Origin of the sequence: Dactylosporangium sp. NPDC000244 (assembly GCF_040300725.1) — a bacterium.
Lineage (GTDB): Bacteria > Actinomycetota > Actinomycetes > Mycobacteriales > Micromonosporaceae > Dactylosporangium.
Genome location: NZ_JBEPEH010000026.1, coordinates 33,928 through 59,935 on the forward strand (window position 1 = coordinate 33,928; position 26,008 = coordinate 59,935).

Genomic DNA, 26,008 nt, shown 5'->3' on the forward strand with positions numbered 1-26,008 from the left:
GACGGGGCAGATGCCGGCCGCGGGGCGCCCCGCGGCCGGCATCCTCGTCACGCGGCGATCAGGTCGAACTTCTCCCACGGCCCGATCGCGTCGCGGTTGGCGATGAGCGGGGCCGCGCCCGCGCTCTCCGCCGTCACGTACCGCCCGTTGACCGTCGCCTGGAGGCTCACGGAATTGTCGGCGTTGCGGATGAGCCGGAACGTCTCCCACGACCCGGCCTGCGCCCGGTTGGCGACGAGCGGGTTGGCCCCGGCGTTCTCGGCGCACACGAACTGGCCGTTGACCCGGGCCTTCAGCGCGATCAGGCCGCCGCCCAGGTCGACGACGTCGAACTGCTCGGCCGTCCCGACGGCGGTCTTCGTGGCGATGAGGGGACTCGTGCCGCCCGCGTCGGCGGTGACGTAGCGCGTGTTCACCCGCGCCCGCAGCGCCGACCCGGCCGGCGGCGGGGTCGTGCCCGTGGTGACCCGCAGCGCGTCGACCATCCCGACCGACGTGGACGTGTTGACGATCCGGATCGTGTGCGCCCCGTTGGCCAGGCCGGACTTCGTGTAGACGGCCTGCTGGACCTGCCGGGCGCCCGGCGCGTTGAGGTTCACGGTGGCCTGCAGGACGTTGTCGACGTACACGTCCACGGTGCCCATGTCGCCGAAGCGCTCGGACAGCAGCTGCACGCCGGTGCCCGTGAACGTGTAGCTCGCGGTCGCGCCCACGGTGGTGCTGTGGTGCGTGTCGTCGTTGTAGTCCCCGTAGCCGCGGTTCGTGGTCTGGTACCAGTTCGCGTCGTAGGTCAGCGCCGTGTCGTTGACGAGCCCAGGCTGCCCGGCGCCGGCCGTGCCGAGCGTGGAGGCGGTGCCGGCGAGCGTCTTGACGCCGGTGTTGGCGGTGCCGGTCAGCCGCGTCTGGGTGTAGGACGTCAGCGGCCGGGCGGTCCGCTCTACGATGTAGACCGTGTTCGCGGCGGTGGCGAAGGTGACCTCGCCGGCCGTGCTCGTGGTCAGCACCGCGTTGTCGGAGGCGCGGCGGACCCGGATCTCCTGGGTGCCCCACGGGTTCACCACCCGGGCCGGCTTGCCGTACAGGCTCTTCAGCCCGACGTACTTCGTCTCGTTGCCCTCGCGCTCCGAGCTCACGAGGAACCCGTCCTTGGCCAGCAGCGTGAACTTCCCGCTGAAGCCCGCGTCGCCGGGGGCGGCCGGGAACACGCGGATCCGGTCGTCGTAGGACTGCAGGAGCGACTCGTTCGTCGCGGCCAGGTGCACGCCGAGGTACTCGAAGACGCCGTTGGTGTTGTTCGTCATGCCGTTGGGGTAGTTCTGGTACCGCTGCAGCATCAGCTTCATCCCCGCCAGCGCCTGATCGCCCAGGCCCAGCCGCGCGGCCTGCACGGCGTCGTTCGCCCACACGTTGCTGTAGGGGTTCGGCCGGGCGTTCCAGCTGGCGAGCGCCGTGGCGTAGTCGCTCGCCCCGATGCCGGTGAGGTCGTACGGCCAGATGAGCTCCGCGGTCACGTTCTCGCCGTTGCGCTGCTGCACCGACGGCGGGTCGTGCGGCAGCCAGGCGCCGTTGCTCACCTTGTACGGCTCGAGGTTGTTCAGCACGTCCTGCCAGCCGGCGCGCAGGCCGGCGTCGAGCCCGAGCTGGGTGCTCACCGCGATGGCGATCGGGAAGATGCGCCGGACGGCGGCCAGGTCGGTGATCGCGTTCCTGACGTCCCAGTAGGTCTCGTGCGCGTTCGAGGACGCCATGCCGTAGCGGCCGGTCGCGGGGTCCCGCGACAGCTTCGCCTGGTAGAACTTCACGACCTCGCGGATGAACGGGTACGCGGTGTCGCGCAGGTAACTCGTGTCGTCGGTGTAGCGGTACTGCAGGTACATGTTGTACGCGGCCTCGGTGCCCGTCGAGTAGATGTCGTTGACGTAGTCCGAGCCGACGGTGCCGCGCGCGTTGCCGTCCCAGCCCATCGTCTCCGGCGTCCACAGCCCGTCGATCGCGTAGCGGGTCTGGGTGTAGGCCTTCAGCGCCGAAGCGTTGCGGCTGTAGAGCCGGTTCTCGGTGGCGAAGAGGTCGACGTGGTTGGAGGCGAGCAGCGAGTTGTAGACGTCGCGCTGGTTCCAGTACCAGTAACCGTTGCTCCACTTCGTGGTGTCCTGCGTCGCCCGGAAGACGCCGTTGATGAAGTGGAACGGGTAGGTGCCGTGGCCGCCCGCGGCGATCATGTAGGTCGCCAGGTAGTAGACGTTCTCGAGGTAGTCCCCGGTGCCGGCCGCGCCGCCGTACTGCACGAACGACTTCGCCCAGAACGCGTGCCAGAAGCTGCGGTAGTTGTTCAGCGTGGTCAGGTAGCCGGCGCTGCGGGCCGCGGCGAGCTGGCTGCGGGCCTGCGCGACCGAGTCCCGGTTCGGGGCGTTGACCCGGCTCGCGGCCGTGAACCAGATCGTGTAGCTCGCGGTCGGCGTGATGGTCAGGCGCACCTGGCGGCCGCCGGTCACCTGGGTGGTGTAGGCCGCGCCCTCCACCGTGGCCGCGAGGGTGTAGCCGAAGCCGCCGGGGTCGCTCTGGCCCCGGCTGAACCCGGCGGCGCTCGCGTCGGCGAAGGTGCTGATCTGCTTCCAGGTGTCCAGGTTGGGTACGTCCGCGCTGTTGGTCACCGTCGCCGGGTCCCACATGCTCAGGTCGAGCGTCGTGGTGCCCAGGCCGGTGCGCGAGTCCTCGACGTGGATGCCCATCGCCTCGGACCCGGGCACGCCGAGCACGGTGACCGTGCGGTTGCTGTCGTACTTGGTGGTGAGCGTGCCGTCGTAGAGCGACAGCCGCTGCTGGAACGTCGTGTAGCCGGTGTCGAGGCCCGGGTTCGTGTTGAGGTTCACGAGGCCGGCCGCGTAGGCGGACTGCTCGGAGGCGTCCACGTTGGACACCTGCATGGTGAGGCCGTTGCCGTTCCACACCATCGCGCCCGTCCGGCCGTTGCCGACGGTCAGGCCGTAGAGGGGGTTGGTCTGCGGGCTGTTGTAGACGACGTCGTGCTTGGACAGGTAGCCGGCGTAGTCCACGTCGAGCATGCCGGTGCCGGGGTTGAACGCCTGGTCGGTGGTCGAGGCGGCGGCGGGGGCGCCGTGCGGGACGGCGGCGAGGGGGCCCATGAGCGCGGTGACGGCCGCGAACAGGGCGAGTCGGCGGGTCTTGCCCACGTTGCTGCTCCTTCGGCAGAGATCGTGCGAGGTCCGGCCGCGACTCGCGCCCGCCGATGGGGAGCCGCGTCCGTGCTAGCAGTCAACATGGGAGGTCTGACGGTCGTCAATGGCCGAGCTGGGCCATTTGCCGGTCTTCAGTGTCGCAGAGATTGGATGACTGCGGGCGCGCCTCAAGAACATCCGCGGGCTGCCGATGAGCCCGGTGTCGTTGTAGTGCTGCAACCGTCGGGGGTGACGCATGCGCCGCTGGCGGATCACCACGCGCATTCTGCTGCTCGCCGTCATCGGCGTGCTCGTCTCGGGCGTCCTGCTCGGCACCGCCGCCCTCGGCTTCGGCCAGCAGCGCTCGGCCAGCGCCGAGGCCAGCGTGCTCATGCGGGTGTCCCGGCTGGCCATGGAGGCGAAGTTCCGCGCCGCCGACATCTCCGGCTGGCAGACCGGCTACGCGTTCGACTTCCTGCGCGGCGTGCCCGGCGCGCTGGACGACACCAACGGGCAGCGCAAGGAGTTCCTCGACGCCGCCGCCGCCCTGCGCGACGACTTCGGCTCGCTGCGGGACGCCGCGCTCACCGCCGGCGAGCGCACCCTGCTGGGGCGCGCGGCGGCCGCCTTCGACACCTTCATGGCCATCGACGTCCGCATGATCGGGTTGTACCGCCAGGGCTCCGCCGAGTCCAGGGCGACCGCCGACGACCTGGCCTCCGGCGACTCCGTCGATGCCTTCGACGTCATGGCCGAGGCGACCAACCAGCTGGCCGCCGACGTCACCGGCCGGGGTCTCGCGGTCGCCGCCGGGGCCCAGCGCACCGCCGAGAACGGCCGCCGCACCGTGTGGATCGTCGGCGTCGCCGGGCTGCTCGTCGCGACCGCCGTCGCGCTGGTGGTCGTCGCGAGCATCGCCCGGCCGCTGCGGGCCCTGGACGCGCGGCTCACCGACATCGCCGACGGCGACGGCGACCTGACCGCCCGGCTCGAGGAGCGCGGCCGCGACGAGCTCGCCACCGTCGCCGCGTCGTTCAACCGCTTCGTGGCCGGGCTCGCGGCCGCGATGCGCTCCGTCGACGACGGAGCCCAGGTGGTCGCCACCCACTCCGGCGAGCTGTCGGGCGTCTCGGCCCAGCTCGCGGTCAGCGCCGAGTCCTCGGCGCAGCGCGCCGCCGCGGCCACCGCCGCGACCGGGGACATCTCCCGCAGTGTGCAGACCTTCGCGGCCGGCACGCAGCAGATGGGGCAGTCGATCTCGGCCATCTCGGCCAGCGCCCAGGAGGCGGCCGCGGTCGCCGTCACCGCCCATGGCCTCGCCGCGACGGTCACGCGGACGATGGACCAGCTCGGGGCGTCCAGCCGGCAGATCGGGCAGATGGCCGCCGTGATCGGCGGCATCGCCCGCCAGACGAACCTCCTCGCGCTCAACGCGAGCATCGAGGCGGCCCGGGCGGGCGAGGCCGGCCGCGGGTTCGCCGTCGTCGCCGGGGAGGTCAAGGACCTGGCGGCGGAGACGGCCCGGGCCACCGAGGACATCTCCGCCCGCATCACGGCGATTCAGGACGACACCGCCGGCGCGACCGCGTCGATCGAGCGGATCGCCGAGGTCATCGGGCGGATCAACGACCTGCAGGTGACCATCGCCTCGGCCATCGAGGAGCAGAGCACGACCACGTCCGACCTGACCCGCACCATCGGCGGGGTCGCGGCCAGCACCGCCGACGCCTCGCGCTCGGTCGCCGCGGTCGCCGACGCCACCCGGGCCACGACGGTCACCGTGGCCGGCGTCGGCTCCGCGGCCGGAAGCCTGGCCCGGGTGTCGCAGGACCTCCAGGGCCTGGTGGGCCGGTTCCGCTACTGATCGGCGAGGGCCTTGCCGGTCTCGAGCAGCGACTTGAGGTCGCTGAGCACCCAGGCCCAGCCGCCGCCGGCGCCCATCTCCTCGAACTCGCCGGCCATGAGGCGGCCCATGTTCGGCGCGTCGCCGAGCTCGTGGGTCACGGTCAGCGCGGTGACGCCGTCCTTGCTCTCCTTGAGCTCGTACGTCAGCCGCGTGAACCCCTCCGCCGCGATGCCCGGGTCCATGAGCATGCGGAAGGTCTGCACCAGCCGGTTCGGCGGGTCGACCTCGACGACCTCGCCGTCGACGCCGATCTCGGGCGCGCCCATGGCGAGCATGCCCGGGTTGGACCGGCCGACGACCGCGCCGCCGGGGCGCAGGTCCATCTCGATGGGGCCGCGGTAGCCGTAGCGCGCGTTCCACTCGGGGGAGGTGATCGCCTCCCACACCCTGTTCGCCTCGGCCTTGATGTAGACCTTGTAAACCTGGGTGCCGCTCATGGCTCGTCGTCCTCCAGATGCCGTTTCAGGTCGAGCAGGGCCCGGGCGTGATCGCTGGTGTACTTGTCGATCCAGCGGTCGTGGATCTGCCGGATGGGCACCGCGTTGAGGAAGTGCAGCTTCTCCCGGCCATGTCGCCGGGTCACCACGAGGTTCGCCTCTTCCAGGACCTTCAGGTGTTTCATCACCCCGAAGCGGGTCATCTCCAGCTCGGACTCGAGCTCCGTGAGCGTGCGGCCGTCACGCGCGAAGAGCAGGTCGAGCAGGAAGCGCCGGGTAGGATCGGCGAGGGCCTTGAAGACGCGATCGTCGTCGTCCACGCCTCGAAGTTATGTGACCGATTGGTCACGTGTCAAGCGATCTCACCTGGCGCGCCGCGATCGCGGCCTGCATCCGGCTCTGCAGCCCCAGCTTGGCCAGGATGCGCGAGACGTGCGTCTTCGTGGTGGCCTCGGCGATCCCGAGCCGCGCGGCGATGGTCGCGTTGGACAGGCCCGCGCCGAGGCACTCGAGCACCTCGCGCTCGCGGCCGGTGAGCAGGCCCAGCGGCACGGGGGCGGGGACCGTCCCGGCGCGGGCGCCCGGGCCCGCGAACGCGGCGAGCACGCGCCGGGTGACCGCCGGGGCCACGACGCCCTCGCCGCGCGCGACGGTCCGCACGGCCTCGACCAGCTCGTCCGCGGAGGCGTCCTTGAGCAGGAACCCGGCCGCGCCCGCGCGCAGGGCGCCGAAGAGGTACTCGTCCAGGTCGAACGTGGTGAGCGCGAGGATGCCCCGGACCCCGCCGGCGACCAGCTCCCGGGTGGCGGCGACCCCGTCGAGGCGGGGCATGCGCAGGTCCATGAGCACCACGTCGGGGCGCAGCCGCAGCCCGATCTCGACCGCCGCGGCGCCGTCGGGGGCCTCGGCGACGACCTCGATGCCGGGCCGCGACCGGAGGATCAGCACGAGCCCGGCGCGTACGGCCGGCTGATCGTCGGCGACGAGCACCCGCACGGCGGTCACGCCGCCTCCCAGGGCAGGCGGGCGCTGACCACCCAGCGGTCGCCGTCCGGCCCCGCGGTGAGCGTGCCCCCGAGCAGCGCGGCGCGCTCGCGCATCCCGATGAGCCCGGCGCCCTCGCCGGTCGTCCGGTCCTCGGGCAGGCCGGAGGTGACCCGGATGCCGACCGCGCGCGGTTCCCGGGTCACGTGCGCCGTGACCGGGCTGTCGTCGCCGTGCTTGAGCGCGTTGGTCAGGGACTCCTGGACGATGCGGTACGCGGCCAGGTCGACGCTCACCGGCACGTCCTCGGTTGCGCCGCGCACCTCGAGGCGGACCGGCAGCCCGGCGCGCGCGACGAGGTCGTCCAGGGTGGCGAGCCCGCCGGGCGCGTTGTCCGGCAGGGCCTGCGCGTCGCGCAGGAAGCCGACCATCCGGCGCATCTCGGCCAGGCCCTGCACGCTGTTCTCCCGGATGACGGTGAGCGCCTCGCGGGTGCCGGCCGGCCCGAGGTCCGTGGAGAGCGCGGCGGTGGCGTGGATGGCCACGGCGCTGAGATGGTTGGCGATCACGTCGTGCAGCTCGCGGGCCATCCCGGCCCGCTCGGCCGCGACCGCGTTGGCCCGGTCGGCCTCGGCCAGCCGCGCGACCTGCTCGGCCGACCGGCGCGCGACGGCGGCCTGGTCGCGGTGGCGGCGCACGTGGATGCCGGTGAGGATGGGCACGACGGTGACAAGCGCGAGGAGCACGGCCAGCCCGACCGAGCGGACGTCGCGGACGACGACGAGGCACGCGACAGCGGTCACCACCGAGCCGACGACGCTGGTGGCCAGCAGCAGCCGGGCCAGGCGGGCGCTGCCGTGCAGGCAGGCGTCGTACAACACCTGCGTGTAGACCAGCGGCGTCGCGAGCGACGGGCCGATCGCGATGTCGGCGGCCACGGCCGCGGTGCCGACGGCCACGGACGCGACCGGCGCGGTGCGGCGCAGCAGCAGGGCGCCGCAGCACACGGCGAGCGGGGCGAAGAGCCAGCGGGCGTCGACGTGGGCCTGGTACTGGCCGGTGACATACATGAGCGACCCGGCCGCGAATCCGCTGCCGGCCAGGATCCAGTCGACCGTGCGCCCCTTCATCCTACCGATTGCACCATCACCGGGCCCCGGCGGAAATGCGACAAAGGATGTACGGGCTACGCCGCCGCGAACTCGTAGAAGTCGCGGTGCTCCGGCTTGCGCAGCACGAGCACCAGCCGCAGCGCGATGACGCCGAGGGCGACGACCGCGACGGCGTGCCCGCCGGTGAACCAGAGCGGAAACAGCCGGTCGAACGCGGCCGCGGCCTCGGCGTGCTTGGCCGCCGACTCGCCGTTGCTGTTCTGCCCGACGTTGCCGGGGCTGTAGACGACGGTGAACAGGTCGAGGACGAAGCAGGCGGGCAGCGAGTAGACGACCGCGAGCCGCGCCCCAGGCCGAGCCCGGTTCACCAGGAACACCGCGCCGACGCCGACGACCGCGGCCAGCACGGCGACCGCGACGCAGAACACGAACCGCTGCCTGATCCCGTCGAACGGCGGGTCGTCGACGACGGCCCACCCGTACTGCGCCGCGTTGGCGAGGAACGTCTGCCGCCCGAGGACCGTGATGACGGCGTCGGCCACGGCCACGAGCGCCGCGAGCCCGGCGAGCCGGTTGACTTGCTTGCCGGCCATGTCTGCTACCCCCGTGTGATCGCCGAAGCTGGACGGCGAGAAGCGTAGGACCACATCAGCGTCCGTGCATTCCTCCGTTCGTACACGGCACCGGGTAAGCGGAGTGCGACCAAGGATGTAGGCGAACCCTCAGCGGTGCCGACGCGGCCGGCGAATTCGGGCGGAAGGCTCGAAGGCATGCTGATCGCTTGGATCGTCGGGTGTGAGATCGCGTTCTGGGTGTTGCTCGCGGCCGGGCTCGCGTGCCGCTATCTGGTGCGGCTGCCGCGGACCGGGGCCGGGTTGCTCGCCGCGACCGCCGTGGCCGACCTCGTGCTCCTCGTCGTGGCGGCCGTCGATCTGCGCGGCGGGGGTACGGCCGGGCGGGCGCACGCGATCGCCGCGGTGTTCCTCGGGTTCTCCGTGGCGTTCGGGCCGTCGATGGTGCGCTGGGCCGACGTGCGGTTCGCGCACCGGTTCGCCGGTGGCCCCGCGCCGCACGTGGTGCCCAAGCGCGGGCCCGAACGGGTCAGGTACGAGTGGCGCGAGTTCGGCAAGGCGCTCGTCGCCGGGGTCGTCGCCGTGGTGCTGCTGCAGGTGGCGCGCTGGTGGATCGGGGACCCGCGGCGGACGGAGGCGCTGCAGGGCATGACGCAGTTCGTGGCGTTCGCGCTGGTGGTGTGGCTGCTGGGCTGGCCGGTGTGGGTTTCTGTGGTTCAACTCTTGACTGCCCACATAAACGGGCGTAAACAAAACACAAGCAAATCGAAACGGCGGTGAAACCACATCATGTACGCCGAGGAGCGGCAGCAGGCCATCGTGCGCATCGCCCGCGAGCAGGGGCGGGTCGAGGTGGCCGGGCTGGCCGACGAGCTCAACGTCACGTCGGAGACCATCCGCCGCGATCTCACCACGCTCGAACGGGCCGGGGTCCTGCGCCGGGTGCACGGCGGGGCCATCCCCGTCGAGCGCATCGGCTTCGAGCCGGCCCTCGCCACCCGGGACGCCGTGCTCGTGGAGGAGAAGGAGCGCATCGCGAAGCTCGCGCTCGCCGAGGTCCCCGAGGAGGGGGCCATCATCCTCGACGCCGGCACCACGACCGTCAAGCTCGCCAACCTGCTGCCCACCGACCGGGAGCTGACCGTCGTGGTCAACTCGCCGGTCATCGCCACGGCGCTGGGCACCCGCACCAACCTCAACGTGCTGCTGCTCGGCGGCCGGCTGCGCGGCAAGACCCTCGCCACCGTCGACGACTGGTCGCTGCGGCCCCTCGCGGACCTCTACGTCGACGTGGCGTTCCTCGGCACCAACGGCGTGTCGGTCGAGCGCGGGCTGACCACGCCCGACCCGGCCGAGGCCGCGGTCAAGCGGGCGATGATCCGGGCCGCCCGCCGCACCGTGCTGCTGGCCGACCACACCAAGCTCGGCAACGACTACCTCGCGCGGTTCGGCGAGCTCGCGGACGTCGACCTGTTCATCACCGACAGCCGCGCCGACGCCGACCTCGTGGGCGACATCGAGGCCACGGGCGTGCGGGTGGTACGGGCATGATCGTCACGGTCACGCTCAACCCCAGCCTCGACCGGGCCATGGACGTGGGCCGGCTCGCTCGGGGCGAGGTCATCCGGGCCACCGCGGCCCACCTCGACCCGGGCGGCAAGGGCGTCAACGTGTCGCGGGCGCTGCTGGCCAACGGGGTGCCGTCGGTCGCGGTGCTCCCGTGCGGCGGCGACGAGGGCGGCCAGCTCGTCCGGCTGCTCAAGGCCGAGGGCGTGGAGGTCCTCGCGGTGCCGATCGCGGGACGCACGCGCTCCAACATCACGCTCGCCGAGCCCGACGGCACCGTCACGAAGGTCAACGAGCCCGGCCCGGAGCTCGTCCGGGCCGAGTTCGACGAGATCACCGACCGCGTGCTGGCCCGGGCCGGCACCGCGGACTGGGCCGTGCTGTGCGGCAGCGTGCCGCCCGGGCTGCCCGCCGACGCCTACGCCCAGCTGTGCCGGCGCCTGCACGGGGCCGGCATCCGGGTCGCCGTGGACACCAGCGGCCCGGCCCTGCGCGAGGCGGCTGCGGCCGGGGCCACGCTGCTCAAGCCGAACCGGGACGAGCTCGCCGAGGTCGTGGGCGCCCCCCTGACCGACCTCGGGGACGTCGTCGCCGCGGCCCAGCAGCTGCGCGACTGGGGCGCGCAGACCGTGCTGGCCAGCCTCGGCGCCGACGGGGCCGTCCTCGTCGACGCCGACGGGGTCATCTGCGGCACCTGCCCGGTCGCCCGGCCGCGCAGCACCGTCGGCGCCGGCGACGCCCTGCTGGCCGGGTTCCTCGCCGGCGGCGCCCGCGGGGCCGCCGCCCTCGCCGAGGGCCTCGCCTGGGGCGCGGCCGCGGTCAGCCTGCCCGGCAGCAGGATGCCCGGCCCCGCCGATCTGATCCGCCACAACGTCACCATCCACCCCCGGCCGGACGAGCTCCGCCCATTGCTCTCCGGTCCGTCCTCCTGAAGGAGTCACCCCGTGTCGAGCTACACACCTGAGGTCACCGGCTCGGGATTCCGAGCCTCCGTGCAACGCGTCGGCGGCTACCTCGCCGCGATGGTCATGCCGAACATCGGCGCCTTCATCGCCTGGGGTCTCATCACCGCGCTGTTCATCCCCACCGGCTGGATCCCCAACGCGCACATCGCGCAGCTGGTCGGCCCGATGATCACGATCCTGCTGCCGCTGCTCATCGGCTACACCGGCGGCCGGCTGGTGCACGGCCAGCGCGGTGCCGTCGTGGGTGCCGTCGCCACCATGGGCATCGTGATCGGCGCCGACGTGCCGATGTTCCTCGGCGCGATGATGATCGGCCCGCTCGCCGCCTACGTGCTGAAGCTCTGGGACGGGCTGGTCGAGAACCGCATCCGGCCCGGCTTCGAGATGCTCGTCGACAACTTCAGCGCCGGCATCATCGGCGGCGCGATGGCCATCGGCGGCCTCTACGGCATCGGCCCGGTCGTCGAGTGGCTGACCAAGCAGGCCGGCAAGGGCGCCGACTGGCTCGTCGGGCACGACCTGCTGCCGCTGACGTCGGTCGTGGTCGAGCCGGCCAAGGTGCTCTTCCTCAACAACGCCATCAACCACGGCGTGTTCGGTCCGCTGGGCGTCGCCGAGGCGGCCGACAAGGGCAAGTCGATCCTGTTCATGATCGAGTCGAACCCCGGCCCGGGCCTTGGCCTGCTGCTCGCGTTCTTCCTGTTCGGCCCGCGCAACCTGCGCCCCAGCGTGCCGGCCGCGATCATCGTGCAGTTCCTCGGCGGCATCCACGAGATCTACTTCCCGTACGTGCTCATGAAGCCGAAGCTGATCCTCGCCATGATCTGCGGTGGCGCCGCGGGCGTCGGCACCTTCATGCTCACGGGCGCCGGGCTGGTCGCGACCCCGTCGCCGGGCAGCATCTTCGCCTACATGGCGGTGACCCCCAAGGGCGGCTACTTCGTCGTGCTCCTCGGCATCCTCATCGCCGCCGCCGTCACCTTCGCGGTCGCGTCGCTGCTGCTGGGCTTCGGCCGCAACGAACCGGCGCAGGACGCGGCCATCGGGCCGGACGAGGAGACCGTCGTCAACCCGGACGAGGCCGAGCACGCCGCGGCCAAGCTGTCCCGCCAGGAGGCCTGAGGCATGCCGAGCATCAACGGAAGCGACATCAAGAAGGTCGTCGTCGCGTGCGACGCGGGCATGGGCAGCAGCGTGATGCTCGCCAGCACGCTCAAGCGCCAGCTCGCCAAGAACCAGGTGACCGTCGAGCACACCCCGGTCAACTCGATCCCGGCCGACGCCGACGTCGTGCTGTGCCACAAGGGCCTCGCGGCCCGGGCCCGGGTGAGCGCCCCCGACAAGGTCATCATCGCGTTCCAGGTGTTCATCGGCGACCCCGCCGTCACGAAGGTCGTGCAGGTGGTGCAGCGCGGCGGTGAACTCAGTGGGTGACCTGCTCGCCCGTGACGCGATCCGGCTCGGCGAACGGGCCGGATCGCGGGACGAGGCCATCCGCCGCTGCGGCGCCGTGCTGATCGAGATCGGGGCGGTCGGCCCGGCGTACGTCGAGGCGATGCTCGAGCGCGAGCAGAGCGTCTCCACGTACATCGGCGAGGGCGTCGCGATCCCGCACGGCACCCTCAACAGCAAGGAGACCGTCGTGCGCGACGCCCTCGCGGTGCTCGCGTTCCCCGACGGCGTCGACTGGGGCGGCGAGGACGTGCGTGTGTGCGTCGCGATCGCCGCCGCCGGCGACGGTCACGTGGACATCCTCGCCGCGCTCGCCGAGATCCTGATGGACCCCGACCAGGCGGCCCGGCTGCGCGCCGCGACCAGTGCCGACGAAGTGCTCGACCTGCTTGTTTTGGAGCGATCGTGAGAGTTGTACGGTTCCATGCCCCCGGCGACGTCCGCATCGAGGACGCACCCGAGCCGTCGCCCGGCCCCGGCGACGTGAAGATCCGGGTGCGGGCGTGCTCGACGTGCGGTACCGACGTCAAGATCTTGAACTTCGGCCATCACCACATCGTGCCGCCGCGGGTCATGGGCCACGAGATCGCCGGCGAGGTCGTCGAGGCCGGCGCGGACGTGCAGGGATGGGCGCCCGGCGACCGGGTGCAGGTCATCGCCGCGATCCCGTGCGGGCAGTGCGCCGAGTGCCGCCGGGGCCGGATGACGGTCTGCCCCAACCAGGTGTCGATGGGCTACCACTTCGACGGCGGGTTCGCGGAGTACATGATCGTGCCGCCGAACGTGCTCGCCGTCGACGGACTCAACCGCATCCCCGACGGGCTGAGCTTCGCCGAGGCCTCCGTCGCCGAGCCCCTCGCCTGCGTGCTCAACGGGCAGAACCTGGCCGGCGTCGGCGAGGGCGACGACGTGGTCGTCATGGGCTCCGGCCCGATCGGCTGCCTGCACGTGCGGCTGGCCCGGGCCCGCGGCGCCGCCCGCGTGTTCCTCGTCGACCTCAACCGCGAGCGGCTCGACCTCGCCGCGAACCTCGTGCACCCCGACGCCGCCATCTGCGGCTCGGAGACGGATGTCGTGGACGCGGTGCTGAAGCTGACCGAGGGCCGGGGGGCCGACGTCGTCATCACCGCCGCCGCGGCGGGCGCGGCCCAGGAGCAGGCGGTGCAGATGGCCGCGCGGCAGGGCCGGATCAGCTTCTTCGGCGGGCTGCCCAAGGACAAGCCGGTCATCGCGCTCGACTCCAACCTCGTGCACTACCGCGAGCTGACCATCGTCGGCGCGAACGGCTCCAGCCCCCAGCACAACAAGGAGGCGCTGCGGCTCATCGCCGAGGGCGCCGTCCCCGTCGCCGACCTCATCACCCACCGGCTGCCGCTGCAGGACGCGCTCGACGCCTTCGGGATCGTCGCCCGCGGCGAGGCGATCAAGGTGACCGTCGAACCTTAGGAGGCAAGTCGTGCCCACCAGGACCGTCGTCGTCGGCTCGGCCAGCGGCCTGCACGCCCGCCCCGCCGCCCTGTTCGTCGCCGCCGCGGCGAAGCAGGCCGTGCCGGTGACCATCAGCACCAACGGGGCCAAGAAGCCGGTCCCGGCCCGTAGCATGCTGGGGGTGCTGTCCCTCGGCGCCAAGCAGGGCACGGAAGTGACCCTCGAGGCCAACGGCGACGGGGCCGAGGCCGCCCTGGACGCGCTGGCCGAGCTGCTCGCCCGCGACCTGGACGCCCCCGATGCCTGACCTGTCCGGGATCGGGGTGAGCCCGGGCCACGCGGCCGGCCCGGTGCTGCACCTGGCGCCCCCGCCCGCGCTGCCCGCGCCCTCGCCCGTCGCCGACGCCGGGGCGGAGAAGGCGCGGGTGCGCGCCGCGGTCGAGGCGGTCGCGGCGGAGCTGAACCGCCGCGCCGACGCCGCGGCCGAGGACACCGTCGCCGAGGTGCTACGGGCCCAGGTGCTCATGGCCACCGACGAGATGCTGACCGACGCGGCCGACGCGGCGATCGACGCCGGCTCGGCCGCCCCGCACGCCCTCGCCGCGGCCCTGGCCGAGCACCGGGCGGCGTTCGAGGCGGCCGGCGGATACCTCGCCGAGCGCATCAGCGACCTCGACGACCTGCGCGACCGGCTCGTCGCCGCCTGCCTCGGGCTGCCGATGCCGGGCATCCCGTCGCCGGGGCACCCGTTCATCCTCGTCGCGCGGGACCTGGCCCCGGCCGACACCGCGGGCCTGGACCCGGCGGTGGTGCTCGGCCTGGTCACCGCCGAGGGCGGCCCGACCAGCCACACCGCGATCCTGGCCCGCACCCTGGGCATCCCGGCCGCGGTGCGCTGCACGGGCATCGCCGGCGTGGCCGACCTGACGCTCGTCGCGCTCGACGGCACGTCCGGCACCGTGTCGGTGGGCGTGACGGAGGCGGAGGCGGCGGCCGTCAACGCCGCGGCCGCCGAGCTGCGCAGCCGCCGCGCCGCCTCGCAGGGCCCGGGCCGCACCGCCGACGGGCACGCGGTCGCGCTGCTGGGCAACGTCGGCTCGGCCCGCGACCTGACGAGCGACGCCGAGGGCGTCGGGCTGTTCCGCACGGAGCTGCTGTACCTCGACCGCACCGACGCCCCCTCGGAGCAGGAGCAGGTGGCGGCGTACTCCGCGGTGTTCGCGGCCCTGCCCGGCAAGAAGGTCGTGGTGCGCACCCTGGACGCCGGCGCCGACAAGCCCCTGCCGTTCCTGCGCATGGCCGACGAGCCGAACCCGGCCCTGGGCGTGCGCGGCCTGCGGGTCGCCCGCCGCTCGCCGGAGGTGCTCGCCACCCAGCTCGCCGCGATCGCCACCGCCGCGGCCGCGAACAGCGCCGAGGTGTGGGTGATGGCGCCGATGGTCGCGACCGCCGCCGAGGCCGCCGCGTTCGCCGACGCGTGCCGCGCGCACGGCCTGCCCACGGCCGGCGTGATGATCGAGGTGCCGGCGGCCGCGCTGCGGGCCCCGTCGATCCTGCGCGACGTGGACTTCCTGAGCCTCGGGACGAACGATCTGAGTCAGTACACCTTCGCCGCCGACCGGATGGCCGGTGACCTCGCGGAGCTGCTCGACCCGTGGCAGCCGGCGCTGATCGCGCTCATCGCCGCCTGCGCCGCGGCGGGCCTCGAGGCCGGCAAGCCGGTCGGCGTGTGCGGGGAGTCCGCGGCCGACCCGGACTTCGCGCTGGTCCTCACCGGGCTGGGCATCTCCAGCTTGTCGATGGCCCCGCGCAGCATCCCGGCCGTGCGCGAGTCCCTGGCCGCGCACACGCTCGAGGAGTGCCGGCAGATCGCCAAGGCCGCGCTGGCCGCCGACACGCCCGAGGCGGCCCGCGCCGCCGTCCGCCGCGCCTCCAGCTGAACCCGGGGCACCAGGGGCGCCCGGCCCCACCTTCTCAGGGCTGGGCGCCCAGCAGGACGAACTGCAGCCCGCGGGCCTGGAGCGCCGGGATCACGGTGCGCAGCGCGGCGCACGTCTGGGAGCGGTCGCCGCCGCCGTCGTGGCACAGCAGGATGTCGCCCGCGGTCGCCGCGAGCAGCTTGTTCGTGATCGCGGACGTGCCCGGCTTGGTCCAGTCGCGGGGGTCACGGTCCCAGTTGACCGGGATCATCCCGCCCTTCGCGGCGGCGCCGAAGACGGCCGGGGAGCAGGTGCCGCCGGGCGCGCGGAAGATAGTGGGCGTGTGTCCCGTGGAGTCGTGGATCTTCTCCTGGGCGCGGTCGAGCTCCTGCTGGACGCGGTCGGGCGCCATGGTGGACAGCTGGCCCGGGTGGCTCCACGTGTGGTTGGCGACGTGGTGGCCGGCCGCGACGACGCTGCGGGCGACCGCCTCGTGGCCGAGGATCTGGTTGCCGATCAGGCAGAACGTGGCCTGCACGTGGTAGCGCTCGAGCAGCCGCAGCACCTCGGGGGTCCAGGCCGGGTGGGGCCCGTCGTCGATGGTGAGGGCCACGGCGTTGGGCGGGAAGTCCGGGCCGGGGACGACCTGGCGGAACTCCTTGAGCGTGTACACCGGACGGCTCAGCGGCGCCAGGGTCGGCGACGGGCTGGGGGAGGGCGACGGCTTCGCCGGTGGCGGGCGCAGGGCCGGCGGCGGCGACATCGCCATGTTCGCGGGCGTCCGCTGCAGGGCGATGGCATCGCTCGCGAGGAGGCCGGTCGCCACCGTGGCCAGGCCGGCGCCGATCAGGCGGCGGCGGGACATGCTCGTCAAGGCTCCTCCGTCGGGGTTGGTGCACCGTGCACTGAACCAGACGTTTCGTGACGATTATCCGTTGCTCCGCAGCCCCGCGAGGCGCCGAGTCAGAAATGCGCGCTCGACATCATTCAGGGTGAGTGCGATCGCCTCCTCGTAGGCCAGGGCCGCGTCGGCGGTGCGGCCGAGCCGGCGCAGGAAGTCCGCGCGGGCGGCGGCGAGGTAGCCGTACCCGGCGAGGGCGGGCTCGGCGAGCAGCGGCTCCAGCGCGGCGAGCCCGGCCGCGGGCCCGTCGCGGAAGCCGAGCGCGACGGCCCGGTTGAGCCGCACGACGGGCGAGGGCCACAGCGAGAGCAGCACGTCGTACAGCCCGCAGATCTCGGACCAGTCGGTCGCCTCCCAGCTCGGGGACTCCGCGTGGACCGCGGCGATCGCGGCCTGCACGGCCCACCGGGTCGGCGGCCGGCGCAGGGCCTCGCCGAGCAGCGCGGTGCCCTCGGCGATGCGGCCGGCGTCCCACCGCGTGCGGTCCTGCTCGGCCAGCAGCAGCATGCGCCCGTCGGCGGCGGTGCGGGCGTCCCGGCGGGCGTCGAGGAGCAGCAGGAGCGCGAGCAGGCCGGCCACCTCGGCGTCGCGGGGCAGCAGCAGGCGCAGCATCCGCGCGATCGCCAGCGCCCCGTCGGCCAGGTCGGTGCGCTGCAGCCCGGGGCCGCCGGGGGCGGTGTGTCCGGTCGTGTAGACGAGGTGGACGACCTCGCACGCGGCCGCGACCCGGTCCGGCAGCTCCCCGGGCCCGGGGACGCGCATCGGGATCCGGGCCGCGGCGATCTTGCGCTTGGCGCGCGTGATCCGGGCGGCCATGGCCGGCTCCGGTACCAGGTACGCCCGCGCGACCTCGGCCGTGGACAACCCGCCGACCAGCCGCAGCGTGAGCGCGACCTGGGCGTCGCGGGACAGGGCCGGGTGGCAGCACATGAGCACGAGGCCGAGCCGGTCGTCGGCGGGCGGGGCGACCTCGTCGGTGACGAGCAGCGGCAGCATCCGGCGCAGGTGCGACTCGCGGCGCAGCCGGTCCAGCGCCCGGTTGCGGGCGACCGTGGTCAGCCAGGCGCCGGGCCGCTCGGGCACGCCGGCCTCGGGCCAGGTGTCCAGCGCCCGGGCGTACGCGTCCTGGACGCACTCCTCGGCGAGGTCGAGGTCGCGGGTGAACCGGGCGGTCGCGGCCAGGACGCGGGCCCACTCCTCACGGTGGGCCCGCTCCACGGCCTCGGCGACCGTCACCCGTGATCCACGATCGGGCGGATCTCCACCCCGCCGTGCCCGGACGTCAGCTCCGGCAGCCGTGACGCGAGGCTCAGCGCCGCGTCGAGGTCGGGGGCCTCGATGACGTAGAAGCCGCCGATGGCCTCCTTCGTCTCCAGGAACGGCCCGTCCGTCGGCGTGGGCCGCTCGCCGGTGGACGAGCGCAGCGTCGTCGCGGTCGCGGTCGTCTCGAGCTCGTGGCCGCTGACCAGGCCCGGGCCGGCCGCGGCGGCGAACGCGCGGTGCCCGGCGTCCTTCGCCGCGCGCTCCGCGGCGGTCTCGGCGTCCCAGCGCTGCTCGTCGCCGTAGATCAGCAGGAGGTACTTCGCCATGTTCTGCATCCCATCCTCGAACGGTTGCGGTCACGGAGACGACGAACGGGGCGGCGCGGATTCGACGCGCGGGCGGCCGTACGATCGCCCGATGAACCGCCGCACCTTCCTGCGGGCCGCGACCGCCGGGGCCGGAGCGCTCGCGGTCGGGGGTGCCGTGGCGTGGTACGGCTTCCGCGACGACCACGGCCCGGCCGTGCCCGGGGCCGTGTCGACCGGGCGGCGCTGGCGGGTGCCGCTGCCCGACGAGCCCGACGCGCTGCTGCTCACCGGCGACACGCTGCTCGCCCTGGGCCGGACGCTGACCGCCTACGGGACCGGCGACGGCAAGGTGCGGTGGCAGCAGGACCTTGGCCGCAACACGGTGCAGACCAGCCGGGCCGGGGACGCGCCGGTCCGGATCGCCGGGGACGGGTTCGTGCTGCGCACCCAGGAGGGCGGCGCCGGCCAGGTCCGCGTGGCGGCCCTCGGCGACGGCACGGAACGCTGGCGGCGGGCGTTCGCGGGGTACGTCGGCGATCTGGTCCTCACCGAGCAGGGCACGGTCGTGACGGTCGCCGACGGTCCTGGTGGCACTGACGGCTCGGGCGGCCGCGGCCTGCTCGGCTTCTCCGGCCCGGCGGACGCGTGGCGGCAGCCGGTCCAGGCCGGCGACGGCCCGTTCGACCTGCTCGCCGCGGGCGGCACGATCTTCGCCGCCGCGCGCGAGCTCGCCGCCCACGACGCGGCGACCGGGGCGCGCAAGTGGGGCGTGGCGGCGCCGGAGGGGCACGTGTTCGGGCGCCCGGTGGTGCTCGGGCCGCTCGTGGTGGCGCTCGGGATGCGCTACGTCGACGACGACTACCTGTACCGCAACGAGTCCGTGCACGCCTTCGACGCCGCGTCGGGGCAGGCGCGCTGGCAGTACGACGCCCCGGGCGGCTTCCTGGCCGACGGCGCGCCGCTGCTGACCGGGCGCGGGATCGTCGCGGTGCACGAGGACGGCACGCTGACCGGCCTCGACCCGGCCGACGGATCCGAGCGGTGGAACTTCGACTGGGACTTCGCCGACATCATCGCCGCCGGCGACCGGGTGTTCGTGGCGACGACGGACGGGGTGGCGGTCGTCGACCCGGTCACCGGGCAGCGCGACACGCAGCTCGACGAGCCGAACGCGTTCAGGCTCGCCGGGTCGGGCTCGCGGCTGTGCGTGGCCGCCGGGAACACGCTCACCGCCTACGACCTCTGAGCCCCCGGCGCTCACGGCGCTCACAGAGCGGGGCGGTCCTTCTTCGGCAGCTTCGACACGACCCAGCGGTAGGACTCGTCGACGACCTCGAAGATCTCCTCGTCGGGAATGGCACCGCCGAGGCGCAGCGTGTTCCAGCCGGAGCGGCCGATGTACGCCATGACGGAGGCGTCGTCGGGGTACCGGTGCAGCCACTCGTCGGCCGCCTCACGGCTCGGCGCGCACTTGACCCCGACGGACTCCGAGCCGACGAACGCGAAGATCTTGGGCCCGACCTTCGCCACCACGTCGCCCTCCCACGGCTGGTCCTCCCAGGCGCCGGGCTTGGCCAGGCAGTGCGCGAGCAGCTCGTCACGGGTCACGCCGGTCAGCCTAGCGCCGCGCACGGGTGGGCGCCCCGCCTCGCGACGGGGCGCCCCTTGCGTCAGCTGCCGATCAGCAGGCCGTAGTCGGCCATCGCCATGGCGATGTCGGACTGGGCCCAGAACCGGTGGAACGTGAACGTCGGGGCCGAGCCGCCGTTGAGGTACGACTGCACGGCCGGCCAGTTCGGGTCGTTCTTGTAGAAGGAGCGGATGTCCAGGAAGGACTTGCCGGGGGCGATCACGTCACCGTTGGGCATGACGCCGCTGTAGCCCGACGGGATGTACAGGCCCTGCTGGTTGGACGAGGACCACACGTCGTCGAAGCGGTTGTAGTCGGTCCGGGTCTCCGGGATGCCGACACCCTGCGAGTCGGTGTGCAGCCAGATGCCGTCCAGCAGCTTCTTGGCCGTCGTCTTCGCCGAGGTGTTGTTCGCCTTGGCGCCGTAGTAGGTCAGCAGCCGCGCGTACGCGGCGGCCACGCCGACGTCGGTGCCCTTGCTCACGACCGAGACGTGCAGGTTGGTGTTCGCGGCCGGGCTGGACGGGTTCCAGGTGGCCGGGGCGCCGGTCCAGGACAGGGTGTCCGGGATCTGGAAGTCGCCGTTCGAGGAGAACGTCGTGTTCGCGATCGCCCAGCTGACCCACTTGTCGAGCATCGTCTTGGCCTTGGCGTCGCCGGTGGCGTAGTAGTACTCCGCCACGCGCTCGATCGACCAGGCCTGGAAGCCGAACCACTGGTTCGACGGCGGGTCGTGGTACACCGGCTGCACGTCGTAGGCCATGCCGTAGAACGTCGGCGTGCCGGCCGGCGGGGCCGAGTAGTTGCCGCCCCAGCTGTTCGTCGCGCCGCCGGCGAAGGCGCCCTCGGACGACTGCAGCCACTGGTAGAACTCGAGCTGGCGGCCGAGGCTGGTCTGCCAGTCGGCCTTCGCGGTCGGGGACTTCGGGGTCAGCGCCGAGACGTTGGACAGCGCCCACGCCGCGAGCGGGTTCTGGTAGCCCTGGTGGTTGTGGCTGGAACCGATGCGCCACGCCCACTGGCCGCCCGCGTCGCCGCCCCAGGCGTAGTACCACGACATCAGGTAGGCCGCGGAGTCCTTGCCGGTGCCGGCCGCGCAGCTGACCGAGGTGCAGCCCGGCTTCTTGAAGTACTTGTCGTACATCGCGTAGCGCAGGTAGTCACCCATCTTCGCCGCCTTGGCGACGGTCGCCGCCACGTCGGCCTGCTTGTTCTGGGCCGTGGCCCACTGCAGCGCCCAGTAGGCCGCCTCGACCGCGCGGGCGTCGGCGTCGGGGGCGTTGGTGTAGCGCCACTGCTTCGCCGGGGTGCCGTCGATGAACAGCGGCAGGTAGCCGCCGTTCTGCTTGGCGCCGTAGGCGAACGTCTCGCAGGACGGGTGGGCGACGGTCTCCCACACCGACTCCTGCGGGCCGCGCTGGTAGGTGTTGATGAACGACACCTTCGAGCCGGCCACCGGCGTGCAGGAGCTGTAGCCGTAGACGTTGTCGACGTCCTCGATCCAGTGCATGCCGTACACGTCGGAGTTGCCGTACGTCGAGACGAGCTCGTTGTACAGCGGGTCGACGCCGACCTTGATGGACGAGTCGAGGTGGCCGCCCTGCTGCGGGTACAGGCTGGGCTGGTCGGCCTCCGGCGCGTAGTCGGCCGGGTCGTTCGGGTTGTAGCCGCCGGTCGTCTGGTTGGCGTGGGTCGGGATGATGTACTTCTCCATCGTGTCCCAGGCCTTGTTGAACGGGGCCCAGTCACCCTTCACGCGGCCGTACTGCGCCTCCATCCAGATCCAGAAGCTGAACGCCTCCGAGGTCGTCTCGTGGCCCCAGTCGGGCGCCTCGACGACGAGCGTCTCGATCGCGTGGTAGGGCACGCCCTCCGAGGAGAAGTACCCGTTGCCGTGGATCTTGTTGTACTGCTCCAGGAAGCGCTGCACGTAGACGCCGCCGGCCACGTCGTCGTCGCTCTCGATCGCGCTGACGGTGGCCGAGGTCCAGCCGCTGGCGCTGAGGGTGAGCGTCGCCGTGCCGTTGGTCGAGTCCGCGTCCTGCGCCGCCGAGACCGTCACCGTCTGCGCGGTGTTCCAGTTCGCGGTGGTGAAGGTCAGCGACGCGGGCGCGACGGTGATGTCGGTGTCCCCGGTGCGGGCGACCGCCACCGTCACGTTCGACGTGGGCGCCTGGTTGAGCTTGACCGACAGCGGGGTGGAACCGCCCTCGGGCACCGTCAGCGTGGTGGGCGTCGCGACGATCGACGGCCCGGTGACCGGGTCGACGAAGACCGGCACCGCGGTGGAGGTGCCCACCGCGCCCTTGCTGTCGTAGGCCTTCGCCTGCAGGCTGTACGCCGCCGTCTGGGCCGGCACGCCGGTCCAGTTGTAGGTGAACGGCGCGGTGGTGTCGGTGCCCAGCAGCAGGCCGTCGTGGTAGAACTCGACCTTCGCGATCGAGTCGCCCGTGTCCGGGTCGGTGGCCGACGCCGTCATCGCGATCGAGGCCGGCGCCGAGTAGCGCGTGTTGGCCGCCGGGGCGGTCAGCGACACCGTCGGGGCCGTGTTCGGGCCGGTGCACGGGGTGCCGTTGAGCGAGAAGCTCGTCGGGTTCGTGTTCGTGCCGCTGTAGTTGGCGTTGAATCCGGGGTTGACCGTCCCGCCCGAGGGCAGGCTTCCGTTCCAGGCGGCGTTTTTGATCGTCACGTTCTTGCCGGACTGGGTGAAGTCGCCGTTCCAGCTCTGCGTGACGGTCTGGTTACCCGCGTAGGTCCAGGTGACGTTCCAGCTCGTCAGGGCGTCACCCAGGTTGGTGACGACCAGGTCGCCGGTGAAGCCGGTCGGCCACTGGCTGCGCACGGTGTACACCACCGAGCAGCCGGTCGCGGCATGGGCGGTGCCGGCCGGCAGGGCAATAAAGCTGCCGGCGATCAGCGCGCCGACGGCCAAAGCGCGGAGCCGGCGTTTCGGCCCGCGTTGGGGTGTGGACATCTCGCTCCTCGTGAAAGTTACGAACCGGGGGGCGGGCACTACGAAGCGCAATGGCGTTGGGTGGCAACGGCATTGCTGGCAGTGCCCCGGCGGCTCCCATCCGCGAGGTGACGAGGATTCTGGCATGGGAGCGCTCCCGGGACAAGCGGCGCTAGGGTCACCGCACCCATCGACCCCCATGGAGGTGATGCCGAACCCCCACTCGCGGCTCCCACGCGAAACCAGCCGGACGCGGCGGAGCAGGGCGTCTGCAGCGCCGCCCCGCCGCGTCCGGTCCGCTGATAGTTCGGCCGCCCCGCGGTGTTAGTTCCACAGGTTTCGGGTTAGTCCTCCCTCATCCGACCGGAAGGGGGTCGTCATGGTCCGACCCATCGCAGACCTCGAGGGGCATCCGGACATCGCCGAGTTGCGCGCCCACTACGACCAGGTGTCGGAGACACCCGCCGCGCGCGTGACCGACGGTGCCCTGGTGCTCGCGGGGCTCTACCTCACGGTGTCCCCGTGGGTGGTGGGGTTCTCGCCCTTCGAGGCGAACCTGTCCGTCAACAACTTCATCTGCGGCATCGCGATCGCTGTCCTCGCGTTCAGTTTCGCCGTCGCCTATGGCCGTTCGCACGGCCTGGCGTGGGTGCCGGTGGTGCTCGGCGTGTGGACGATCGTCGCACCGTGGGTCATCCAGCGCGGTTACGCCACGGGCGGCACGATCGCGAGCAACGTCGTGATCGGCGTGATCACGGTCTGCCTCGGGCTGGCCGCGATGCGGCCGGGGATGGTGACCCGCCGGAAAGGATGACGGACGACGGTCAGGCTGGGCCCGCCCGCCGCGGGCCCAGTCGGCCTCGGGCACGGCCCTGCTCGGGCCGGGCCCTGCCCGAGCAGGGCCGTGCCCGGGTCTCGCACGGCTCTGCCCGGGCGGTGCCCGGCCCGAGCAGCCCTGCCCACGCCCGGACGCGCCCGGCCCTCCCCGGGCAGTGGCCGGTCTCGCGCAGTCCTGCCCACGCCCGGCCCTCCCCGGGCGGTGCCCGGTCTCGTTCAGCCGGTCTCGCCGTCGATGCGCTGGCGCAGCAGATCCGCGTGGCCGTTGTGGCGCGCGTACTCCTGGATGAGGTGCAGGTACACCGCCCGCAGTGACATCGGCCCGCGCAGGTCGTCCTCGAACGCGTCGTCCAGCCGGCTGCCGGCCACCGAGGCCCGCGAGGAGCGCCACTCGTCGATCAGCCTGGTGTAGTCCCGCTCGGCGTGGGCCGGATCGGCCCCGTCGAACGCGGCGTCCTTCGAGTCGGGGCGGCGATAGGTGTACTGGACCGGGCGCCCGTGGAAGCGGCCGTGGAACCATTCCCGCTCGACGTCGGTGAGGTGGCGCACGAGGCCGAGCAGGGACATCGTCGAGGGCGGCACGGACGGCTCGGCGAGCTCGGCGCCGGTCAGGCCCGTGCACTTGCCGACGAGCACGGCGCGCTGCCAGTCGAGCCAGCCCTCGAGGAGCGTGCGCTCGTCGGCGACGAGCGAGCCGCCGAACGGCGGTGGTGGCGGTGCGACCCAGGTCATGAGCTGATCCTATGACCGCGGTCGTCCCGCCTCGCTGCTTTGTGGGCGGTGGCGCGGGCGTCCGTTGTGTGCGCCGGGCCTTTGTGGGCGGTGGCGCGAGGGCGTCCGTTGTGCGCGCCGGGCCTTTGTGGGCGGTGGCGGGGACGTCCGTTGTGTGCCCCGGGTCTTTGTGGGCGTCGGCGGGGGCGTCCGTTGTGTGCGCCGGGGCGCCACGTGGCAACGTATTGCCCATGTCCGTCCATCCCCGCGCAGGGCAGCCGGCGCAGCGCTCCGACCTCGTCGACGTGCCGCGGCTCATCACCAGCTACTACGCCGTCCACCCCGACCCGGCCGACCCCGCCCAGCAGGTCGCGTTCGGCACCTCCGGTCACCGCGGTTCGAGCCTGCGCGGCTCGTTCAACGAGGACCACATCGTCGCCACCAGCCAGGCGATCTGCGACTATCGGGCTTCCCAGGGGTACAGTGGCCCGCTCTTCCTGGGTCGCGACACCCACGCGCTGTCGGAGCCCGCGACCGTGAGTGCGCTCGAGGTGTTCGCGGCCAACGGGGTGACGGTGCTGATCGACAGCCGGGACGGGTTCACGCCCACGCCGGCGGTGTCGCACGCGATCCTCACGAACCGGCACCGGGGCGCCGACGGCGTCGTGGTCACCCCGTCGCACAACCCGCCCGAGGACGGCGGCTTCAAGTACAACCCGCCCAACGGAGGGCCGGCCGACACCGACGTCACCAAGTGGATCCAGGACCGCGCGAACGAGCTGCTGCGCGGCGGCCTGGCCGGGGTCGAGCGGGTCACCTATGCGCGGGCGCTGGAGGCGGAGACGACGCAGCGGTACGACTTCCTGGCGTCCTACGCCGATGACCTCGGCTCCGTCATCGACCTCGACGCGATCGCCGCGTCGGGGGTGCGCATCGGCGCCGATCCGCTCGGCGGGGCGAGCGTCGCCTACTGGGCGTACATCGGGGAGCGCTACAAGCTCGACCTGACCGTCGTCAACCCCGTGGTCGACCCGGCGTTCGGGTTCATGACGCTCGACTGGGACGGCAAGATCCGGATGGACTGCTCGTCACCGAACGCGATGGCCTCGCTCATCGGGCGGCGCTCCGAGTATCAGGTCGCCACCGGCAACGACGCGGACGCGGACCGTCACGGGATCGTCACGCCCGACGCGGGGCTCATGAATCCCAACCACTTCCTCGCGGTCGCGATCGATTATCTGTACCGCAACCGCTCGGGCTGGCCGTCGAGCGCGGCGATCGGCAAGACCCTGGTGTCGTCCTCGATGATCGACCGGGTGGCCGCGGATCTCGGGCGGACCCTGATCGAGGTGCCCGTCGGCTTCAAGTGGTTCGTGCCCGGGCTGCTGGACGGGTCGGTCGCGTTCGGCGGCGAGGAGAGCGCGGGGGCGTCGTTCCTGCGGCGCGACGGGTCGGTGTGGACCACCGACAAGGACGGCATCCTGCTGTGCCTGCTCGCGTCGGAGATCCTGGCGCGCACGTCGCGGACGCCGTCGGAGCACTACCGGGACCTGGTGGGGCGGCACGGGGAGCCGGCGTACGCGCGGCTCGACGTCGCGTCCTCGCGGGAGGAGAAGGCGGTGCTCGGGAAGCTGTCGCCCTCGCAGGTCTCGGCCACGTCGCTCGCCGGCGAGCCGATCACCGCGAAACTGACGGCGGCCCCGGGGAACGGGGCCGCCATCGGTGGGCTGAAGGTCGTCACGGAGTCCGGATGGTTCGCTGCCCGCCCGTCCGGCACCGAGGACGTCTACAAGGTGTACGCGGAGTCCTTCAAGGGCCCCGAGCATCTCGCCGAGATCCAGTCCGAGGCGCAGGGCGTGGTGTCCGCGGCCCTGGCCTCGTAGGACGC

25 protein-coding genes are annotated in these 26,008 nt (G+C 72.8%); 13 read left to right on the forward strand and 12 right to left on the reverse strand.

The window, feature by feature from the left end; all coding sequences use genetic code 11:
• Positions 1 to 47 precede the first annotated feature (47 nt).
• Positions 48 to 3,191, reverse strand: a complete 3,144-nt coding sequence (locus ABT369_RS33480; protein WP_350617962.1) for a glycosyl hydrolase family 95 catalytic domain-containing protein — start codon at positions 3,189 to 3,191, stop codon at positions 48 to 50.
• Between the two features lie 241 nt (positions 3,192 to 3,432).
• Here ABT369_RS33480 and ABT369_RS33485 point away from each other — a divergent pair, with 241 nt between their 5' ends.
• Positions 3,433 to 5,040 carry a methyl-accepting chemotaxis protein gene (locus tag ABT369_RS33485; RefSeq protein ID WP_350617964.1) on the forward strand — a complete coding sequence of 536 codons (1,608 nt, stop codon included), beginning with the start codon at positions 3,433 to 3,435 and terminating at the stop codon, positions 5,038 to 5,040.
• Here the strand turns inward: ABT369_RS33485 and ABT369_RS33490 are convergent.
• From ABT369_RS33490 to ABT369_RS33510, 5 genes are read right to left on the reverse strand one after another with little or no spacing between them, the layout of a single operon-like run.
• Positions 5,034 to 5,519, reverse strand: a complete 486-nt coding sequence (locus tag ABT369_RS33490; protein ID WP_350617966.1) for an SRPBCC domain-containing protein — start codon at positions 5,517 to 5,519, stop codon at positions 5,034 to 5,036. The genes ABT369_RS33485 and ABT369_RS33490 overlap by 7 nt on opposite strands.
• Entirely contained in the window at positions 5,516 to 5,839 is a 324-nt protein-coding gene (locus ABT369_RS33495) for an ArsR/SmtB family transcription factor (RefSeq protein WP_350617968.1), read from the reverse strand. The genes ABT369_RS33490 and ABT369_RS33495 overlap by 4 nt, the downstream gene beginning before the upstream one ends.
• A 25-nt stretch (positions 5,840 to 5,864) precedes the next feature.
• Positions 5,865 to 6,524 (reverse strand): response regulator, encoded by a 660-nt coding sequence (locus ABT369_RS33500; RefSeq protein ID WP_350617970.1) that lies wholly within the window; start codon positions 6,522 to 6,524, stop codon positions 5,865 to 5,867.
• The gene (locus tag ABT369_RS33505) at positions 6,521 to 7,633 is read right to left on the reverse strand and encodes a sensor histidine kinase (RefSeq protein WP_350617972.1); all 1,113 of its coding nucleotides are present in this window, start codon (positions 7,631 to 7,633) and stop codon (positions 6,521 to 6,523) included. The genes ABT369_RS33500 and ABT369_RS33505 overlap by 4 nt, the downstream gene beginning before the upstream one ends.
• Positions 7,634 to 7,689: 56 nt before the next feature.
• Positions 7,690 to 8,208 carry a hypothetical protein gene (locus tag ABT369_RS33510; protein WP_350617974.1) on the reverse strand — a complete coding sequence of 173 codons (519 nt, stop codon included), beginning with the start codon at positions 8,206 to 8,208 and terminating at the stop codon, positions 7,690 to 7,692.
• A 177-nt stretch (positions 8,209 to 8,385) separates the two neighbouring features.
• Between ABT369_RS33510 and ABT369_RS33515 the strand changes: the two genes are divergently transcribed.
• From ABT369_RS33515 to ptsP, 9 genes are read left to right on the forward strand one after another with little or no spacing between them, the layout of a single operon-like run.
• Positions 8,386 to 8,967: a hypothetical protein gene (locus tag ABT369_RS33515; RefSeq protein WP_350618198.1), complete on the forward strand. Its 582-nt coding sequence runs from the start codon at positions 8,386 to 8,388 to the stop codon at positions 8,965 to 8,967.
• 9 nt (positions 8,968 to 8,976) lie between these two features.
• Positions 8,977 to 9,738, forward strand: coding sequence for a DeoR/GlpR family DNA-binding transcription regulator (locus tag ABT369_RS33520; protein ID WP_350617976.1), 762 nt, complete (start codon positions 8,977 to 8,979; stop codon positions 9,736 to 9,738).
• Positions 9,735 to 10,685, forward strand: coding sequence for a 1-phosphofructokinase (pfkB, locus tag ABT369_RS33525; RefSeq protein ID WP_350617978.1), 951 nt, complete (start codon positions 9,735 to 9,737; stop codon positions 10,683 to 10,685). Before ABT369_RS33520 ends, pfkB begins: the two co-directional genes overlap by 4 nt.
• A gap of 12 nt (positions 10,686 to 10,697) precedes the next feature.
• Complete coding sequence (gene mtlA, locus ABT369_RS33530) at positions 10,698 to 11,840, forward strand: mannitol-specific PTS transporter subunit IIC (RefSeq protein WP_350617980.1); 1,143 nt, start codon at positions 10,698 to 10,700, stop codon at positions 11,838 to 11,840.
• A 3-nt stretch (positions 11,841 to 11,843) separates the two neighbouring features.
• Positions 11,844 to 12,152, forward strand: coding sequence for a PTS sugar transporter subunit IIBC family protein (locus ABT369_RS33535; RefSeq protein WP_350617982.1), 309 nt, complete (start codon positions 11,844 to 11,846; stop codon positions 12,150 to 12,152).
• Positions 12,145 to 12,579 carry a PTS mannitol transporter subunit IIA gene (locus ABT369_RS33540; protein ID WP_350617984.1) on the forward strand — a complete coding sequence of 145 codons (435 nt, stop codon included), beginning with the start codon at positions 12,145 to 12,147 and terminating at the stop codon, positions 12,577 to 12,579. Before ABT369_RS33535 ends, ABT369_RS33540 begins: the two co-directional genes overlap by 8 nt.
• Positions 12,576 to 13,616 carry a zinc-dependent dehydrogenase gene (locus tag ABT369_RS33545; RefSeq protein WP_350617986.1) on the forward strand — a complete coding sequence of 347 codons (1,041 nt, stop codon included), beginning with the start codon at positions 12,576 to 12,578 and terminating at the stop codon, positions 13,614 to 13,616. Before ABT369_RS33540 ends, ABT369_RS33545 begins: the two co-directional genes overlap by 4 nt.
• 10 nt (positions 13,617 to 13,626) lie before the next feature.
• A complete protein-coding gene (locus ABT369_RS33550) occupies positions 13,627 to 13,905 on the forward strand; it encodes an HPr family phosphocarrier protein (RefSeq protein ID WP_350617988.1) in 279 nt (92 codons plus the stop codon).
• Entirely contained in the window at positions 13,898 to 15,538 is a 1,641-nt protein-coding gene (ptsP, locus tag ABT369_RS33555; RefSeq protein ID WP_350617990.1) for a phosphoenolpyruvate--protein phosphotransferase, read from the forward strand. The genes ABT369_RS33550 and ptsP overlap by 8 nt, the downstream gene beginning before the upstream one ends.
• A 34-nt stretch (positions 15,539 to 15,572) precedes the next feature.
• Here the strand turns inward: ptsP and ABT369_RS33560 are convergent, their stop codons facing one another.
• From ABT369_RS33560 to ABT369_RS33570, 3 genes are all read right to left on the reverse strand, one after another.
• The gene (locus tag ABT369_RS33560; RefSeq protein WP_350618200.1) at positions 15,573 to 16,382 is read right to left on the reverse strand and encodes a polysaccharide deacetylase family protein; all 810 of its coding nucleotides are present in this window, start codon (positions 16,380 to 16,382) and stop codon (positions 15,573 to 15,575) included.
• A gap of 63 nt (positions 16,383 to 16,445) precedes the next feature.
• Positions 16,446 to 17,654 (reverse strand): RNA polymerase sigma factor, encoded by a 1,209-nt coding sequence (locus ABT369_RS33565; protein ID WP_350617992.1) that lies wholly within the window; start codon positions 17,652 to 17,654, stop codon positions 16,446 to 16,448.
• Positions 17,651 to 18,007 (reverse strand): YciI family protein, encoded by a 357-nt coding sequence (locus ABT369_RS33570; protein ID WP_350617994.1) that lies wholly within the window; start codon positions 18,005 to 18,007, stop codon positions 17,651 to 17,653. Before ABT369_RS33570 ends, ABT369_RS33565 begins: the two co-directional genes overlap by 4 nt.
• Positions 18,008 to 18,098: 91 nt before the next feature.
• Here ABT369_RS33570 and ABT369_RS33575 point away from each other — a divergent pair, with 91 nt between their 5' ends.
• Positions 18,099 to 19,235 (forward strand): outer membrane protein assembly factor BamB family protein, encoded by a 1,137-nt coding sequence (locus ABT369_RS33575; protein ID WP_350617996.1) that lies wholly within the window; start codon positions 18,099 to 18,101, stop codon positions 19,233 to 19,235.
• A gap of 20 nt (positions 19,236 to 19,255) precedes the next feature.
• On the opposite strand, the gene ABT369_RS33580 is transcribed toward ABT369_RS33575, so the two are convergent.
• Complete coding sequence (locus tag ABT369_RS33580; protein ID WP_350617998.1) at positions 19,256 to 19,597, reverse strand: MmcQ/YjbR family DNA-binding protein; 342 nt, start codon at positions 19,595 to 19,597, stop codon at positions 19,256 to 19,258.
• Positions 19,598 to 19,659: 62 nt separating this feature from the next.
• Complete coding sequence (locus ABT369_RS33585) at positions 19,660 to 22,593, reverse strand: glycoside hydrolase family 48 protein (RefSeq protein ID WP_350618000.1); 2,934 nt, start codon at positions 22,591 to 22,593, stop codon at positions 19,660 to 19,662.
• Between the two features lie 358 nt (positions 22,594 to 22,951).
• Between ABT369_RS33585 and ABT369_RS33590 the strand changes: the two genes are divergently transcribed.
• Positions 22,952 to 23,386, forward strand: coding sequence for an SPW repeat protein (locus tag ABT369_RS33590; protein WP_350618002.1), 435 nt, complete (start codon positions 22,952 to 22,954; stop codon positions 23,384 to 23,386).
• 239 nt (positions 23,387 to 23,625) lie between these two features.
• Here ABT369_RS33590 and ABT369_RS33595 read toward each other — a convergent pair whose 3' ends face one another.
• Entirely contained in the window at positions 23,626 to 24,141 is a 516-nt protein-coding gene (locus ABT369_RS33595; protein ID WP_350618004.1) for a DinB family protein, read from the reverse strand.
• Between the two features lie 230 nt (positions 24,142 to 24,371).
• Here ABT369_RS33595 and pgm point away from each other — a divergent pair, with 230 nt between their 5' ends.
• Positions 24,372 to 26,003 carry a phosphoglucomutase (alpha-D-glucose-1,6-bisphosphate-dependent) gene (gene pgm, locus ABT369_RS33600; protein WP_350618006.1) on the forward strand — a complete coding sequence of 544 codons (1,632 nt, stop codon included), beginning with the start codon at positions 24,372 to 24,374 and terminating at the stop codon, positions 26,001 to 26,003.
• Positions 26,004 to 26,008: the final 5 nt, after the last annotated feature.